This window comes from Bradyrhizobium sp. 521_C7_N1_3 (genome assembly GCF_052075975.1).
Lineage (GTDB): Bacteria > Pseudomonadota > Alphaproteobacteria > Rhizobiales > Xanthobacteraceae > Bradyrhizobium > Bradyrhizobium japonicum.
Genome location: NZ_CP197232.1, coordinates 8,676,778 through 8,693,698 on the forward strand (window position 1 = coordinate 8,676,778; position 16,921 = coordinate 8,693,698).

A 16,921-nucleotide genomic window follows, 5' to 3' on the forward strand; every position below is an offset into this window, starting at 1 on the left:
TGCGAAATCGGCACAACAACCGCTTTCGGCGCGTTCGCGACCGGTCGCACCCGGCTGCAAGTCGGGCCATAGTGGCTTTTCCGCCGTCGCCATGCACATCGGAAAGTATCTGTGTGCCCAAATCGCATAGTAACGCGCAGGGTTCCGCTCTACCTAGATCGGTCAGCCGGTCTTTGGCACGGCTGCTGAATGCCCGAGAGGATTGATCCGGCCTGCCAAGCCGCGATTGTCGACGTCATCGTCGTGAGCAGCGGCTCGATTTTCCAGTAAGGCCTATCAAAAGGATGCGCCCCATGTCGAACTACGATGGAAATGCACCTGCTGCCCCTCTTTCCGCGAACGCCACCACGATAGATGTCCGCCTTCGCGCTTTCATGCTGTGCGTTTACAACTACATGGCCGCCGGGGTTGCCTTGACGGGCATTGCAGCGCTCTTGACTTATCAGTTCACCGGCTCGGAATTGCTTCAAAGCCCGCTGATGTGGGTGTTGATGCTGGCTCCGTTGGCGCTGGTGTTCTTCATCAGCGCGCGAATCAACACGATGTCGGTCGAAGCCGCGCGAGGGTTGTTTATTCTCTACGCGGCGCTTGTAGGGATCTCCCTGTCGACCATCTTTCACATCTACACGGAGTCTTCGATTACGCGGGTGTTCTTTGTCTCGGCGGCCGCCTTTGGCGCGCTCAGCATCTGGGGTTATTCGACCCAGCGAAATTTGTCGGCCTGATCGGCATCGTCATTGCGAGCCTGGTCAATCTGTTTCTAAGATCCAGCGGGCTCGATTGGATGATTTCCGTGGTCGGCGTCGGCGTCTTTGCGGGCCTCACGGCGTATGACACCCAGCGGATCAAGGAAATGTACGATGGAAGCGATGATGCTACTTCGAACGGCCGCAAGGCCGTGATCGGCGCGCTGTCTCTCTATCTCAACAACCTGTTCATGATGATGCTGCGCCTCATGGGTGGCCGACGCTAGAGGTTCAGCGATTCAGCGCGCGATGTGTTTGCCGACGGCGATGGCTAGTTCGCTGCCGCGGGGACATTGCCGCCGCTGCCGAGAAGCAATTTCCTGGCTTTAGAGATCACGAGCATCATTCTCGCTGCGTCTCGACGGCCGCGCGGACCGGCGGGAGAATTGGGGTTGGTTGGAATCGAAACTCCGTAAAGCTTATTGGAGCTGTTGGGTCGGCTCATTAGTTTGGACGGATCCCGCCGCCGCAAGGAAAATGCGGTCACCGCGAACTTTTCACACCTTCCGCAGAGGTTGCTGAAAGTGCATAGCGCAAGGATAGGAGTAAATCGAGGAGTTCATGATGACCATCAAGAGTCGATCCAGCTTGATGATTTTTGTCGTCCTTCTGCTCTGAGGTCCGTCGCCGGCAGTGGCCCAGCATGTGCCGCTGGAGAAGGCAATCGGCGGGGACAAGCCAGATTTGTTTCGTCGCCTGATTGTGATGAATGCACGTGGAGCCACCTTGCAGGTTGGCCAGCTCAACGCTCCCGGGCGTCGCACCAAATTCCATCGTGTTTGCTAACCGGCCGGTGCGCGCGGTGGGCCATTCGATCACGACCGACTTGCTTGAGGAATGGTCGCCCAGCAACGAGAGCGACGAGAGCTTCGCCAAGGAACCACCAATGCCACCCTGTCGGTTTTCAACAAGGACGGCTCGAAAATCAAGGACGCGTTGGTGGTGCTGAAAAAGGCCAAGCCTGAAGGCGATCGGTTGACCTTTGGTGTTGACGTGCCCGAAGGCGATTTTGACTGGTGGCCGGCGGCACTTTTCATCGGCCGCTTCGCCTTTGGCGGCTTCCATGCCGGAGGTTTCGCCGGTGGGGTCGGAGGACTCCACGCCGGCGGTGGCTTTGTCCGGGGAGGAGCAGTCGGCGTTGGCCGCGTCGGAGCAGACGGTGTCTGGCACCGACTTTATGTTGCGCGCGGCGGCTGGTATCGCGCTCCCTACGGCGCAGCTGGCGGAGGGCTACCGCGCCCTGCCCACATCAAAAGAATGGTTCTTCGTAGAGTGAATTGACCGTGTCCAATGCGCCAATGATGTCGGTTGTTGGCAGATTGTGTTGCAAAAGTCGAAAGTTGCAGGGCTCAAGATTTTTCGCGAAAACACTAAGCAGCGAGCGATCGCTGATTCGTATGACCTAAATCGCGTTACCGAAGTCGCCTGTGAATTTTGCGTGAGGCCGTGAGGTCCCTCGCATCTTGTACGCGAAAGTCGCGCCCACGGCCCGCAGAATTTTGGTCATCGGCGAAAATCGACTTTTGCAACAATATCGGCACTAAACGGACCTGCCGGGGCGGCCGACGATGTCCGTTGACCGGGGTAGACCGGAAGGGGGCCGGCCCAAGGTCAAAACGGGGCTAATGACCCAAAACAGTCCCAATCGGCGATGCCGATGTTGCATAGCCCGCACGCCACGGACGGTGCAAGAAGGTGGATGGCGGTACTTTCGGTCGCCAGCAAAGAGGCGAACGACATCACCGGACTCGGATACGAAGGCAGAGCGCGACGTGGGAGTATTGGCGATGGAAACTGAGAGCAGCCGATGAGGTCATACCAACCTTCGATCGCGACCGGTGTGCCGCCGACCTTTTCAGATGCGACGTTTGACGCGCGGCAGCCGACGCTGCAATTGATCTACGACACCGCGCCGATCGGCCTGGCATTCCTGTCGCCGGATTGCCGCTATCTCCAGATTAACCAGCGTCTGACCGATATCTGCGGCATTTCCGTTGAAGACCATCTCGGCCGCTACGTCAGGGATTGCGTCCCTGCACTGGCGGACGCAATCGAAGGGATCGTCCAGTCAATCATGCGGACCGGCGATCCCGTCACCGGCATTGAGGTCGCCGGCCAGCGCGCCGACCAGACCGAGGAGCGTTTTTGGGTCACCTATTGGCATCCCCACCACAATGCGGATGGCGAGATTGTCGGTATCAACGTTGCGGCCGAGGAGATCACGGAGCGTAAGCGCGCGGAAGCCGCTCTCAAGGCCAGTGAACGCCAGTTCCACACACTGGCGGATTCCATTCCACAACTGGTGTGGATGGCCGACGCGCAAGGCGCGATCTATTGGCTCAACAGTCACTGGTACGAATACACGGGCCGGCCCACGGGCGAGATTAATCAGCATGGCTGGCACACGTTGCTTGGCGACCGCTGGATTGAGGCGTTGGCCGCCGGCACGGCTCTGGAGTCTGAGCTTTCGCTGCTCGGCAAGGACGGGGAGTATCGCCCGTTTCTGACCCGCGTCGTTCCGCTGCGCGATCCCGGAGGTGTGGTCTATGGCTGGATCGGTACCCATATCGACATCAGCGAGCGCAAGCGCAGCGAGCGAGAAGTGCGCCGAGCAAAGGATGCGGCGGAAGCCGCGTTGCAAAACCTGCGCGAGACACAGAATTCTCTCATCGAAGCGGAAAAACTAGCCGCCCTCGGCCGGCTGGTCGCCGGCGTCGCGCATGAGATCAACAATCCGCTAGGCACTAGCCTGACGGTCGTATCCTCGCTGGAGCATAAGAGCGAGTTGTTGGCTTCGGAGATGGCACAGGGAACACTCAAGCGCTCCAGCCTGAAGGAATTCGTCGAAGCAATACGCGACGGCTCTGCCCAACTTCAGCAGAGCCTGAATCGCGCGGCCGGGCTAATACAGTCGTTCAAGCAAGTGGCGTCGGACCGCAACAACTCGGACCTGCGCTCGTTCGACCTCGGCGATCTCACCGAGCAGGTCGCCAGCGGGTTGCGCCCGGCGTTACCGAAGCACGGTGTGACGCTTGACGTCGATTGCCAGCGGGGTCTCTCGATGAGCAGCTATCCCGGCTCCTATGGGCAGGTACTCACCAACCTGTTCCTCAATTCGATCGCGCACGCGTTTCCGGACGGCCAGCAGGGGAAGATCGCCATCAAGGTGAGTGCGACCGGCGCCAATGATGTCGAAATCATCTTCACCGACAACGGCTGCGGTATGACGCCGGATGTCAGGCGACAGGCCTTCGACCCCTTCTTTACCACCCGCCGCCACCAGGGATGCACCGGCCTTGGCCTGCATATCGTGTACAGCGTGGTTACAGACCGGCTCGGCGGTCGCCTCGACCTCAAGACAGAGCCGGGGAAAGGAACGAGGGTTCAACTAACGCTACCAAAAGTGGCTCCCGGCACGTCCGAACCTGAGTAGACGCCAACACCGGGCCTCCCCGGTCCTGGGGACATCGGGCCGACGATTCGGCCTCCGGAGCGGTAATTGTCGCGGGTCAAAAACTTGTCCGCCTTTTTCGACCTTAACGGGAGCTGAACCATGAAATGCACCAAGCAGTCGTTTGCCGTAATCTGCGTACTCTTAACAGTGCCTCTGTCCTTGAGTATTGGAAGACTCAATGCGCGCGATGCCGATCGCGCCTTAGCAGCAGCTCAGACGGCTAAACAGCAATGTGTAAACGTCTGTCGTGCACGCTATCGCGACTGTCGTCATCTGAACCAGTTGCCATCCTTCGAGTGTCGGAGTGTTTACCAGGACTGCACCCGATACACCTGCACTGGTTTAGGACCAGGATGACCGACGGGCCTTTGACAGCGGCATCGGCAGCGTCCGACGTCTCCATCACTCCAGCTCTGCTGACCGGGTGGACGATCTGCCCGAATGATGGTGCGCCGCATGAGGCCGGATGTGGCACTTAGCGGACATTGGAGGCAGACGCATCAATGCCAGAAATTGGATGCAGAGCGGAAGTTGCCGGACGCGTTGCTTCCTGGCGACTATGAAAGCCCGTCAAACATTCGGCGGTATCGAGTTGGCTCATGTAGCGTGCCACGCTCTCTTCGATCTGCTTCTGGCGGCGCTGGATCCTGGGTCCAGCTACCAGGGCGGCGGCAATGCCGGCGAAGAGGCGCGAGAAACCGGAGGCGACGCGGAAGCCTCTTTTCCAAACTGAAAAATGGATCAAGCCCGACTACAACATCAAGGGCCAAGTCAAATGGGGCACGCACCCGTCTCAAGCTTACGGCGCATGATTCCGCTTCTGGCAGGAACTTTGCCGATATTGCCGTCGTGCCGAATGTCCGCTTGGCGTCGATTGTGTTGAAAAACTCGAAATCGCGGGGCTCCGAAAATCTCGCAAATGAAGCGCATTGGCGATTTCAGCCGCTGCAAGGCTCTGTAGAATCGATACGAGCGCCAGCGATCGTTTTTGCGGTAATTCATGTGGTCCTCACCTCGCAACGAGAGAGACGCACCGGCGGTCCTGAGAATTTCCAGCCATCAGCGGAAAAGGACTTTTTCAACAGCTTCCGCCAAAAGCCGACCTTCGTCGTGATCGCTTTGATGTCAGAAAAGTGCCAATCAAAGACCTGTATTACCCTGCACTGCGAGCGCAATTGCTTAGCGATCTGCCCCGCTCGGTCCGCTGCTAAGTCGGTTCACCGATTGCCACTCGTTTCGTTCCCCGGGACAATGGTGGCCACTTCACACGGTCGGGTTTTTCGCTCTTCCTCAAGCTGGCGGCACATTGGTAAGATCGGATCGTTGTTTCCCTGTGCATTCCGCGATCATGGACCTGGCCAGGGCGTCTTCGGGAAACTCCTTCAGGATGTCACGATAGGCAAGCTCGGCGGCTGGAAACTCTCCGGCCTCGAACTTTTGCGAGGCTTGCCGGGTCATCGCGCCAAGCTGCTCATCCCGATCGCGGACCCTCAGGTCCGGATCGTCGCTCCTGCGAAGTGCGAGCAGTTCATAGATCATGAACTCGGTCTTGCGACCCTTCACCTGAACCCGCTTGATCGGTCGCGCAAGTATGTCGGCCTTGGTCTGGTCATAGATGCTGTCGCTAACGCAGATGGTGGTGCCAAACAGCTTGTTGATGCCTTCCAGGCGGGCGGCAACGTTCACGCCGTCGCCTAGGGCCGTGTAGCTCAGCCGGTTCGAGGACCCGATATTGCCGACAAGGACGTTGGCGCAATTGAGACCGATCCTGATATGGATTCGCGGCCGTCCTTCCGCCTCCCAGGCATCGTTGACGCGCTCCATGCGGCGTGCCGCCCGTACGGCGGCGGCGCAGGCGCGTAGAACGTGGTCATGGCATTCAACAGGGGCATTCCAGAATGCCATGACGCCATCGCCGATGAACTTATCGACGGTGCCGCCCTCTTCCGAGATCGCAGACGAGACTTCCTCGAGATAGGTCGAGATCTGAACCAGAAGGTCGTCAGGTGCGAGCGTTTCGGAGTGGCTTGAAAAATTCTCCAGATCGGAAAAGAACACGGTGAGGAACCGCGGCTCGACGCCCGGGGTTAAGGGAATGCCGGACTTGATGAGTTGGCGGACCACGTCGAGCGGAACGAAGGAGGAGAACGATTTCAGCGAGGTTCGCAGCAGCGACGCCGCCGATTCCAGCTTCGCGATCTCCTGGATGTTCGACGGCGGACGCGCGGGCGGATCGAAATTGAGGCTTTCGATCGCTTGCAATTGCCGGGACACGTTTTCGACCGGCCGCGACAGCCGGCGGGAGGCGAGAAAGATGAAGAACAGCTCGACCATGGTGAGACCAATGATGACGACCAACATCAGCCGATTGGTCGCCTTCAACGTGCCGACGAAATCGTCGACCGGCGTCAACGTGATTACTTGCCAGGGCTGACCGAACCCATCCGGGAAATTGGCGAAGGCCGCGATCAGATCCTCTCCGTTCGTCGGAGACTGGAAAACGAAGCGGTCGTTACCGGTACGCGCACGCTGGCGATGGGCCTCACGCACGTCGGGATCGTCGACGTCAGCCAGGGTCGCGATCTTGAGTTTTCCATTCTCGATACGAACGCCCTTCTGCTTGTCCGGGAAGGCTATGATCTTGCCGTTGCTGCGGTCGGCGACGAAGGTGGTGCTTCGCGCACTGGCTCGGCTCCTGTCGAGAAATCGCGACAGCACATCCACGGTAATGTTGGCGGATGCACAGCCAAGGAATTCAACGCCGCGAAAGATCGGAATCCTCAACGAAATGATAGGAAAGCCGGTATCGGGATTGATCGAAGGCTCGGTCACGGCAAGCGTGCGCGTCGTCTTGGCGGACTGATAGCCGGGCAAGGTGCGAATGTCGACATCGGTGCCGACATCGTATTTGCCGACCTGATTGGGCCATATGTCGAAGAATTTACGGTGGCGTACCCGTGAAAGCGCAAAGGTTATCGCATCGATATAGCTGGCGTGCCAGTTGGCGGTCGCGGGAATCTGAGGATCGGCGCGCCGGCGGTCCTCATCGATACGAGTGACCACCCGGTGATAACCATCCTCGAAACTGACATAGGCGGCGTCGATGTACGCGCCCGAGGCGAGCGCGCGATACAGGAGGTCGTTGCTTTGCTCGGCACGGAAATATCCGGGATCGGCGGACGCCACTTCGGCGAGAAAGCGCAGCGGGCTTTCGGTGTTCTCGATCAAATCCTGGGTTCGCTCAACGCCGGCCCGGCTGGTCTGTGCGACCGCATCGTTGAGGATCGACATCATGCCGGCCGAGTTCTTGTTGTAATTGTAGACTAGGATGAAAATGAGAACGGGAATACTGAGGCCGATGAAGAGCAACGACATGATCAGGCTCAGTCTCGGCCGCCGCACGGTGACAAACCGCGGAAGCGCCCCCAATCGAGCTAGTGTGCCGCGAAGGGTGCGGCGACGTCGGTACGCGACCAGCGCCGCAGTCGCTAACCCGATGGGCACGAGCACGAACGGTATCAGCCAGCGCCACCGGCTGCCGTCATTTCCATCCCAGATCAGTGCCGCGGGAAGCGTATCGTCGGTCAGCAGCCCGAGCTGCCGATAGGTCGCGGCGATGCGTCGCCAGCGCGCGGGGTCCTGTTCGCCGATCCGATCGGCGTCCGGTCCGACCAATGTCGCCGTATGCTCCGCCTCAAACAGCAGGGCCTCTCGGCTCTTCTTCGCCGAATAGCTCCTGAGGATCAGATCGGCCGTCGCCTTCTTGTGCGCGATGGCATAGGCCCAGCCTTTCAAGCTGGCGGCCCTGAACACGGTGACCCGGTCCGGATGGGCGTTCACCTCCGTTTCGGAGGTGCACAAATTGTCGCCGTAAAAGTCGATGCCCGAAGCGGCAGGCGCAAAGGTGCGGTAGGCCGCGCCCAACTGTTCAAGGACGAACGGCTCGTTGGTGCTGTAAGCAACCATCGCATCGGCCCGACCGGCCAAAAGATCGCGCGGATTTCCCTCGTGCGGAACGCGCGGCATGGACTGATAGTCGACCCCTTCGCGCTTCAGCATCGCGGCGATATCGTCGCTTCCCGGCGTGTCCATCAGCGTGCGGCCGCGCAAATCCGACAAGCTGCTGATGTCTGCCCGGCGCGCGACCAGGATCACGGCCGGGGAACGCTGAAAGATGGCGGCCAACACGACCAGCCGGCGGCCCGCTCCCCAGTCACGCAGAACGCCGGCGCTGCAAACCCCGAAATTCGCCTTTCCGTCCGTAACCGCCTCCGAGACATCAATGCCGGGGCCGCCCTCCCGGATGGTAACGTCGAGACCCGCGTCGCGGTAGAACCCCTGCTCAAGCGCCTGATAATAGCCGGCGAACTGAAACTGATGCTTCCATTTGAGCTGCATCGTTACGGCATCGAGCGCCGCGGCAGGATACGATGCGGCCAGTACCAGCCAAGCAATCGCGGTCAGCCCTCTCAGCACGGCGAGCTTAATCATGCGCGCCTTCCGAGCAGCCGAGGCGATGTCTCAAAGGTTCCCAGTAACAGACACTCGCCAAGCGACATGAAACGGCAAGATCGAACGCGGCACCGCCGTCATTGAGCGGCCATGGATTCGATTTTCTGAATGGCATCAACGCAACCGGCCGAGGCTGTTGATTTGTTCGACAGCAGACAGGCGGCAATACGACCCTGGCCGGGGAGTATCTTTCCGCACACCCCATTTATCTCGGCTTTGCAGGCAATCACTGCGTCCTTCAGAGCGTCAGCCGCGGTTTGCACACCCGTTGCGGCTTCCCCCAGTTCGAAGGCGCATTTGGGACTGATCTTGTCCTCGTGAGCTTCCATGCAGTAGATCATGCGCCCTTCGCCGGGCGTCACCGTTTTGCAGTACTTCTTGATATCGCTGGCGCAGGCGCTTTCGAGCTTGGCCACCCTGGCCGTCAGCTTCTCCAGAAGCGCCTTCCCGAGGTCCGCCTGCGCGGAAGCGGCGCCCACCGACAATATGGCGAGCAAGGACGATAATCCAAGCGTAACCAGCGATTTCACTGTGATTCTCATCGAAACGTCCTCTGATGACTGGTTCCGAACCGGGCGGCTTCGTTGAACTGCCGCAGGGTCGCGATGGAAGCTGAGGGATGCCTTTCGCTAAACATTCATTGCGCCAAGGAAAGCGTGAGGCTTGAAACTCCAAGAGACAAGTTGATCCCAACCGACCCTTCGAGAGAAAGCGGCTGCAGGGCGATCGAACGCCCAGTTCCGCCGAACAGCAGATTGGCACCGACGCCGACCCCAACGCCAACTGCGCCACTCGCGCCCACGTAAGTGCCGGATAGCGCTCCGCGCCGCGGACCTGCCGTGGGTGCGAATACGCCCCACGCCATGGCCCCGCCTGCCGTGATCCCGATATCGATACCAATGGTGCCCATCACACCAACATATGCTTCTGGTGGATATGAACCATTGGGTACGAAACGGCAGGCCATGCGCTGCCGGGATCCAAAGAGCAGGCCGATGGAAGGTGCCATTTTGCAAGTGAGGGTGCCGACGCTAACTCCGGGGGGTGGCTGCTGGGCAACCGCGGGCGACACGAACGCCACAGCAAGCGTAACGAGCAAAAGCGTAACAAGATGTTTGAGCATGACGAAAATTCCCGCTTTTCTGGAATTATTCCCTGTTGGCTCGGCAGTATGGTCCGGTGTCGAAAATGACCTAGAATTTGTAGCCAAAACGCGCCGTGATCTGATTGTTGCTCAGCTCTTGCCTGAGACCGATGACGCCGAGATTGAGGACCGGTATCGGATACACAAAGGATCTCGATTGGTACTGCGAATAGCGATATTCGAGCCCCGTGAACCAGTTGCTCGTGAAAGCGTAGTCGAGACCGGCCCCGACCGTCCAACCCACGCGCGTGCCGTCGCCGCCGATTGAGATGCCGGTAGAGGGAATCGAGGTCTCGATCGAAGCGAACGCCGCCCCACCCGTCACATAGAGCAGGGCGTGATCGGCAGCGTAGCCGAGCCGCCCACGTATCGAGCCGCCCCATTTGCTATGCGCCGTGAGGAAATCCCCGGTGATTGCTGTGTATCGTATTTCGCCAACGGTCCAGCCCTGGAAATCGCCTTCGACTCCCAGCACGAGTTGGCCTACTTGGTAATTATAGCCAGTGAGAATTCCGTACGTAAGGCCATCCTTGCGGGATCCAGACGTCACGAAGAATGGCGCCCCAAGCAACAGCGCTCCCGTGGAGTATCTGGGGTTCGTTTGTATCCACCCAAGCTCTCCTCCAACGTAGAAGCCGGTCCATGAAAACGCAGGCGCGTAGGCGACCGGCGCGACAGGCCCCATTCGGGCCGGGAGGTCCGCAGCAAACGTAGCAACGCTGACTGCGCTCGCTGTTGTGGCGAGGAGAGTAATGCGAGCTAGGCGCCACATGAGCTGGTCTCCTATCGGCTGAAGTGCTTCTCAGACGAACCTTCAGTAGCAGGGCGGATAGGGGTAGTAGCCGCAGGCCGGGGGCGGCGGATATGGACGATAGTACGGAGCGGCATAGGTGGCCGCCCCATATCCGGCAGCCCCCACAGCGCCCGCGTACATCGCGCCGCGAAAAGCGGAGCGGCGAGCAACTCCGGCAAAGGATAGCGGCGTTAGTGGCCGGCCAATAATGTCGATGAAGAGCGCTGCCGGTCCGTCGGCGCCGGTAAGATCCCCTTCCAGGGTCTGCACAGCGAAGGTCAGCTTATCGCCCTCGAGCTTGGGATTCTTCAGCACCACCACGGCGTCCTTCACTGAGCCATCCTTGCCCAAAACGGAAACTGTCGCGTTGGGTGGGTTCTTGGCAAAGCTGTCATCCCCTGCCCCCCATTCGGCGATCACATCAGCAGTAGGCTGGTGGCCGGCTGCCCGTACCGGGCGATCGGCAAAGATGATTGAGTTCGGCGTAAGGCCAGTCAGAACGAGGGTGTCTCCCTGCAGCGTCGCGCCGCGCGAATTCATCACGAACAACGACGGAACGATCTCGGGCTTTGTAGCCGCGCTGGGCGTGCCGATGGTTTTCATCGAGGCGGACGTCGGAGCGCTCTGGCCAAACGCAGCGGTGATGCCGATCAGGGCAATGGAAACACTGAAAATACCTGCAAGCGCGACAGATTTCGTATTGCTCGTTATATTTGCGCTCTCCTTCATCGACGTTCTTGCTTTCAAACTTATTCAACACCATGAAAGAGCATTAGGGGTCTGACTATGCAACTTCGGCGGCCGGGGTGCGATTCCGCTGACCCTTCCAATGCTCATGCCAGGCTCACAACGCAGCCGAAGTGCGACGCAATGGGAACGCGCCACCCCCAGCGAGCCTGAAGGTTCAGGTTCAAGAGCAGCGTCATTTGAACCCGCCACTGAACCTTTCTTGCTTGAGCATGACGTCGATGGCTTCAATGATACGAATTTGCGGATTCGCCTTGCAATAGACAATCACCTCATGCTCGAGCTCTTTCGATCTGGCTATATTGAAGTAATGCTTCTTGGCGAGGCCGTTGTACCAACCGCTGTACCAGGTGGTGAGCCGGTCGGCGTCTCCCTGCCACGTGCCCGCGAGCGCGGCACAGGTCAGTGTTTGCACATCGATGTACCCGTTGGGATCCGCGTAGGCGCTGAGGTCTGTTTGCGCCTTAACGTTCGGGTTCGCAGCTAAAACAAGGACCGTCGTCACAATAGGCAGCGTTACGCGCATCGCAACTCTCCGAGGGTTTGATGAAGCCGTGACGGCTCTGTCTTGAGATCACGACAAATCGGGGCTCCGCGCTATGCATTTTCGGCTCGTCGTCCATCAACCTCTGCGGCCAAACTCGCCTGGAGACGGGGAGGCCTTGGCTTCACCGCTTCTGATACAGGCACCAATCAAACCAGATACGCATCCTTAGAACTGTCCCGGTTGAGCGGGCGGACTGGGCCAGTCTGAACGGAAGTTATTTGGGTCGCGGCGATCAAACAGATCCTGTCGAACGACGAGGCCGCCACTATTGCTGATTCTCAGGGACTTTACGGGCTGCGGATCGCGAATCGTCGCGGCGCGGCGGTGTGTGTCTTTGGCGAAAGCGGCTGCCGTTAACGTCGCTTCAAAGATGCAAATGATGGCCAGCATGCGAGCGGGGATCATTGGAAAGCCTCCTCTTGATCAACCGAATGATCGTGCGAGTCCATCAGAGAAGGGGGCGGTTCAGCGGTTCAACCGACTTCCGCATTTTCTCTCGGCCGCAGAACGGATTGCTGAAGACTCAGAGCCCTGAAACGGCCCGTTCCTCAAGGGGGCTTTGCGGAATGCGGCTTATAAACCTCCCGTGCCCGGCAAACTATGCAATTCCGGAACAATCCAGTTCACGTTCATTATCGCGCAATGCCGTTCTGTTGCTTCCCTGACAACACGGCCCCATCTGACGTTGGGTCCAGGGCTGCGCGATCGCGGGTCACGACTAGCCTCTGCCGAAATCGCATAGCGCGCAGAGCGGCTTGGCATATCGTTTGCGGTGGACTTGGCGACTTCGCCATTCACATGCATGATAGGAGCAGCCAAATGGCGCCCACGGTGCGAGCGTGTTCGGTACTGATCCTGGGCGCATTAGGATTGGTCATTGCAGCGGCGTCGCCGGCAACAGCCCAGGGCGCCGTTCAGTGCGTGGTATCGGGATCCGCGCCAGCAGGCTGGGGCTTTAACTCGGTTGGCTATATCGAGATCGCTTCCGGGACGAGTTGCATGTTTTCCGTCAATATTACCGGAGAGATATCAAGTTCGGCCGTTTCACAGAATCCGGCGCACGGCACCCTGCAACAGATTGACCGGTCGTCTTTTCGGTACACATCGGAGGCTGGATATAGCGGCAGAGATGCGTTCTCCGTCCAGGCGAACGGCAGGAGCCAGACGGGTTCGGGCACGTCAGTCATTACGATCAACGCCACGCTCCAATAGAGTTGGCTCACACAGTCGGTGACGCCGGGCTTCCCGACCTACGGAGACGGCGAGGCTTTAGAACGATCGCAGAGGAAATTGAACCTGCGCCTCAGTCTGGGGCGATTAACTAGGTGCGGTATGATGGCGTTCCAAACGGCTCGGTCCATTTCAACGATCGTCACACTCGTTGTCATTGCCCTTACGCTCGGCACTTCGAGTTACGCTCAGCAAACGACAGGGCAGCTCTTGATATCGTCGGGATTCAATCCCATCGCTGCCACCACACCGGAGATGACGAGACGTTTGATGTCGCTTCCAGCGAACCAATTCGTCCTGCGGCATAAGAGAAGCCGCTCGTACTACGTCTATGCGGATCCCTCGGAATGCACCTGTGCCTACGTTGGTAGCGCCGCCGCAATGGACAAGTATCGCGCCAGTTTCCACGCATTGCCTGCGGGGTTGCTGTCTTCCCGCGGCTTTACGGACCCCGAACAGAATTTGATCAACAGCATGGATGATGATGAAGCAGGAGCCCAGTTCTACAACGACGTATTTGGTTCAGATTTCTAAACCAGCGCAGTTTCGGGGCGACGGGCGGAGCACGTTGGGAAAGTGACTGTCATTCGTTTGGAAGTCTCAAGTTCCTAATCTCTGCAATCTCAACCGCCACCGCATCCAAGAAGCAGACTCCACGTTTAATCGCCTGGCGCTTCCGGGGCGACTATTTCGTCACCCTGGGCCGGGTCGGCGCAACGGTACTTTCAGGCGCGGCGGGCGAAATCGCAAACGTCAGCCAAGTATTCCAGCCCGATGGCCGGTTCGACGCCTCGAATTCGCCGTATCCTTTGATGTTCAGATATCCCTGCATGCCGCCGACCGGAAAAAGATAGCCGAACTGCGGACCGATGCCGAGAACTCGCGACCTGAATCCGCCAAGGGCCGGCAGTCCGCCGGTATCGTTGGAGACCTGCTGATAGGCATAGCCGACCAGACCGATGAAGGCCTGCTTCGACAGAAATTTCGACGCTCCCCAATCGAAGTGGAAATCGACGCCGCTCTGAACCAGCGTGTCCGGGTTCTTGAAGTTGTACGTGAAGCCGCCGACGCCGGAGAATTCATATCCCGTCATCGGGTTGAGGTAAGTGTAACCCCCGCCGGCGTCGATGGCGCCATGACCGATGCCGATGTTGGAGAGGCGGCTGGGTTCATAGGCGCCGACTGGAATGTCGCCGGTCGCGTAGGTCATGTAGTTGTGGACGCCGTCGTGCCACTTCATCGTGACCATGGGATAGAGGTCGCCGAACCCGGTGAGCGAGTCCGATATGCTTCCAGTGCGGGTCGCCGAAATCGGACCGAACCCGGTCGTCAGCGTGCCATCGAGGGTCGTGCTGTTTCGGCCGTACACGCCCATGACGCCAACGGACAATTGCCCGCCGAGGACCGGTGTCGCGAACGTATAGGTCGGGGCCAGGAACAAGAGGTCCGGCGGCGCATTCAGACGGACGTCCAAGCTGACACTGACGTTCGGAGAGAAGCGGCCGATCTGAACTTCTCGGGCCGCTGCGGCAGCACCGGAGGCGGACACACTGGTGTGGTAGTAGATGGTCCCGAGGGACCAGCCGGGGGCGGTGGGTGCCGCTGCCAGACTGCCGAACAGCCCCGGGACCCAGAATGAGATGCCGCTCTCGTCGGCGCTGGCAATCTGCGGGGAAAACGCGAGACCAGCCGCAATCGCACCGAAAAGAGCAGGACGCGAGACGCGCGAAAATTCCAACTTCAGCTTCATCTGCGGATCTCCAAGCCTCTCGCGGTTGCAAACATACCATTTGAATCGAAAGGCGATCCAAAGACCGAAGGAATCCGAGCCCGCCCTCGCTCTGCAATTAAGCCATATTCCAGACCCAGCGTCCGTGCCTTCTAGGCCGCAACTGGAAATTTAATCGTCGGGCTTTGTTACCGCACGCTGCATTCGCGTCGCAGGTGACCGGCGGGCGTCGAAAATGGCGCCCGCCGATTCGGTCTTGTCGGGTCTAGTCGCGGCCCGCCTTCATTTCTTTAATTTGCTGCATGACCTGTTCCAGGTTGTAGCTGGCCGGGTCCTGCAGAGCAGGGAATTTGACGAAAGTCTCGAGGTGCATCAGCCAGAGCTGCTGCCCGATAGGCAGCATGTTCCAGTCATAGACGTAGGCGGTAGAGGGAGATGCAATCGCCCCTCCCATACCGAACAGCGTCTTCGCCTGCGTACCAATCGAGGTCTCAAACGGATCTCGTTTGATGTTGACGACCTGGGTCCAGTGATAGGGCTGGACACCGTTAATGAAGCCCGCGGGTGCGTCGGATACCATCGCGAAGTACATCTTCCAGTTCTTATAGCGGACTGCTGACGGTTCCTTGCCGGAATAATACAGGAAGTGGTCGCGCGCCGACTTTTCGGACTTGCCGCTCAGATAGTCAATCTGGTTGACGCCATCGAGCGTGGTCTTGACGAGCCCGGGATAGCCGGCCTCGACACGTTGCTTCAATGCGTCGCCCTTGGGCCCGCCGGCGATCTCGACGAGAGTCGGGACCCAGTCGAGGGAGGCAAACATTTCGTTCTTGACCGTACCCGGCTTGATGACGCCCGGCCAGCGGATCACCATCGGGGCACGCATGCCGCCTTCCCAGGTGCTAAGCTTGCCGCCCTTGAACGGTGTGACGCCGCCGTCCGGGAAGGTGATTGTCTCCGCGCCGTTGTCGGTGGTGAATACGACGATCGTGTTGTTGAGCTGCCCCATGTCTTCGAGCTTCTTCAGCACGACGCCGATGTTGTCGTCCATCTGCTTCATGCCGGCTTCGTTGACGCCCCAGTCCTTGCCGCCAGGCTCGCCCACCATGGCCTGATATTTGTCTGGCAGCATGGTCGTGATGTGCATGCGCGCGGGGTTGTACCAGGCGAAGAACGGCTTGTTGGTCTTCTTGGGGTCGTTTCGGTCAAGAAAGTCGACGACCTTGGCCGAGATTTCCTCGTCTATCGTCTTTGATCGATCGAGGGTTAGTGGTCCCTCGTCCTTGCACGTTTGTTTAGCCCCAGTGCCGTCGGCAGAAGTACACGCCAGCATCGGACGAGGCGGCGTTAGGCATACCGTGGTTTTGGGATCTACGGCGCCGGGAACCTCCGTCAGACCGGGGACCGGTGTGTTCTTGCAAGGCGGCGCGAGGGTCTGCTGGCTCGCCGTCTTGTTGATGTCCGGGAAGCTGACCCCTTGCATCGCATCGAGGTGGTAGAGGTAGCCCCAGAATTCCTGGAAACCGTGCGCCGTCGGCAGCGAGTCGGCATGGTCGCCCAGGTGATTCTTGCCGAACTCGCCGGTATTGTAGCCGAGATCGAGCAGGAATTTGGCAAGTGTCGGAGTCCCGGGCCGTATATAGGATGGGCTGCCGGGAAGTTCGGGCAGGACCATCCCTACGCGGACCGGCTGCATGCCGGTGAGGAAGGCCGTACGCCCGGCAGTGCAGCTCTGCTCGGCGTAATAATGCATGAACTTGGCACCTTCATTGCCGATGCGGTCGATGTTGGGCGTCTCCCCGACCATCAGCCCTTGATGATAGATGCTCGGCTGCATCCAGCCTATGTCATCGCCCATGATGAACAGGATGTTGGGCTTCTGGGCCGACTGTTGTGCAGCCGCCGGCGTGCTGAACGGTGCGGATGCCGACATCAGCATCGATGCGCTCAAGAGGGCGGCGCATGATCGCTTGAGCCGACCAAGTCGCTTGCCCGGCGGCGCTGCGGGCGGTTCATTGG

General features: G+C 59.3%; 13 protein-coding genes and 2 pseudogenes. 4 read left to right on the forward strand and 11 right to left on the reverse strand.

The annotated features are described in order from the left end of the window. Window positions 1-395: 395 nt before the first annotated feature. Window positions 396-973, forward strand: a pseudogene (locus AB7008_RS40940) (Bax inhibitor-1/YccA family protein). Window positions 974-1,229: 256 nt separating this feature from the next. Here AB7008_RS40940 and AB7008_RS40945 read toward each other — a convergent pair. Beyond that, window positions 1,230-1,916 carry a hypothetical protein gene (locus tag AB7008_RS40945; RefSeq protein ID WP_441260618.1) on the reverse strand — a complete coding sequence of 229 codons (687 nt, stop codon included), beginning with the start codon at window positions 1,914-1,916 and terminating at the stop codon, window positions 1,230-1,232. A gap of 637 nt (window positions 1,917-2,553) precedes the next feature. Here AB7008_RS40945 and AB7008_RS40950 point away from each other — a divergent pair. Together AB7008_RS40950 and AB7008_RS40955 are read left to right on the forward strand one after the other, a co-directional pair. Continuing rightward, window positions 2,554-2,985: pseudogene (locus AB7008_RS40950) on the forward strand (PAS domain-containing protein); the annotation flags it as partial. Then, on the forward strand, window positions 2,965-4,179 hold the full coding sequence (locus AB7008_RS40955; protein ID WP_441261278.1) for an ATP-binding protein: 1,215 nt from the start codon (window positions 2,965-2,967) through the stop codon (window positions 4,177-4,179). The pseudogene AB7008_RS40950 and the gene AB7008_RS40955, both read left to right, overlap by 21 nt. A 496-nt stretch (window positions 4,180-4,675) precedes the next feature. On the opposite strand, the gene AB7008_RS40960 is transcribed toward AB7008_RS40955, so the two are convergent. The 8 genes from AB7008_RS40960 to AB7008_RS40995 all read right to left on the reverse strand — a co-directional run bounded on the left by AB7008_RS40960 (window position 4,676) and on the right by AB7008_RS40995 (window position 12,348). After that, a complete protein-coding gene (locus AB7008_RS40960; RefSeq protein ID WP_441260619.1) occupies window positions 4,676-4,945 on the reverse strand; it encodes a hypothetical protein in 270 nt (89 codons plus the stop codon). A gap of 545 nt (window positions 4,946-5,490) precedes the next feature. Next, complete coding sequence (locus tag AB7008_RS40965) at window positions 5,491-8,691, reverse strand: ABC transporter substrate-binding protein (RefSeq protein WP_441260620.1); 3,201 nt, start codon at window positions 8,689-8,691, stop codon at window positions 5,491-5,493. Between the two features lie 98 nt (window positions 8,692-8,789). Then, on the reverse strand, window positions 8,790-9,242 hold the full coding sequence (locus AB7008_RS40970) for a cysteine rich repeat-containing protein (protein WP_441260621.1): 453 nt from the start codon (window positions 9,240-9,242) through the stop codon (window positions 8,790-8,792). Window positions 9,243-9,349: 107 nt separating this feature from the next. Continuing rightward, on the reverse strand, window positions 9,350-9,835 hold the full coding sequence (locus tag AB7008_RS40975; protein ID WP_441260622.1) for a DUF992 domain-containing protein: 486 nt from the start codon (window positions 9,833-9,835) through the stop codon (window positions 9,350-9,352). Between the two features lie 70 nt (window positions 9,836-9,905). Next, entirely contained in the window at window positions 9,906-10,628 is a 723-nt protein-coding gene (locus AB7008_RS40980) for an outer membrane protein (RefSeq protein ID WP_441260623.1), read from the reverse strand. A gap of 42 nt (window positions 10,629-10,670) precedes the next feature. Beyond that, on the reverse strand, window positions 10,671-11,378 hold the full coding sequence (locus tag AB7008_RS40985; RefSeq protein WP_441260624.1) for a hypothetical protein: 708 nt from the start codon (window positions 11,376-11,378) through the stop codon (window positions 10,671-10,673). A gap of 193 nt (window positions 11,379-11,571) precedes the next feature. Next, complete coding sequence (locus tag AB7008_RS40990) at window positions 11,572-11,922, reverse strand: HdeA/HdeB family chaperone (protein WP_441260625.1); 351 nt, start codon at window positions 11,920-11,922, stop codon at window positions 11,572-11,574. Window positions 11,923-12,108: 186 nt separating this feature from the next. Beyond that, window positions 12,109-12,348 carry a hypothetical protein gene (locus AB7008_RS40995; protein WP_441260626.1) on the reverse strand — a complete coding sequence of 80 codons (240 nt, stop codon included), beginning with the start codon at window positions 12,346-12,348 and terminating at the stop codon, window positions 12,109-12,111. An 885-nt stretch (window positions 12,349-13,233) separates the two neighbouring features. Between AB7008_RS40995 and AB7008_RS41000 the strand changes: the two genes are divergently transcribed. Further along, entirely contained in the window at window positions 13,234-13,707 is a 474-nt protein-coding gene (locus AB7008_RS41000; RefSeq protein WP_441260627.1) for a hypothetical protein, read from the forward strand. Window positions 13,708-13,858: 151 nt separating this feature from the next. Here AB7008_RS41000 and AB7008_RS41005 read toward each other — a convergent pair whose 3' ends face one another. Both AB7008_RS41005 and AB7008_RS41010 read right to left on the reverse strand, forming a co-directional pair. Then, a complete protein-coding gene (locus AB7008_RS41005) occupies window positions 13,859-14,923 on the reverse strand; it encodes a SphA family protein (protein WP_441260628.1) in 1,065 nt (354 codons plus the stop codon). A 244-nt stretch (window positions 14,924-15,167) separates the two neighbouring features. Then, entirely contained in the window at window positions 15,168-16,835 is a 1,668-nt protein-coding gene (locus AB7008_RS41010) for an arylsulfatase (RefSeq protein ID WP_441261279.1), read from the reverse strand. Between the last annotated feature and the right edge of the window lie 86 nt (window positions 16,836-16,921).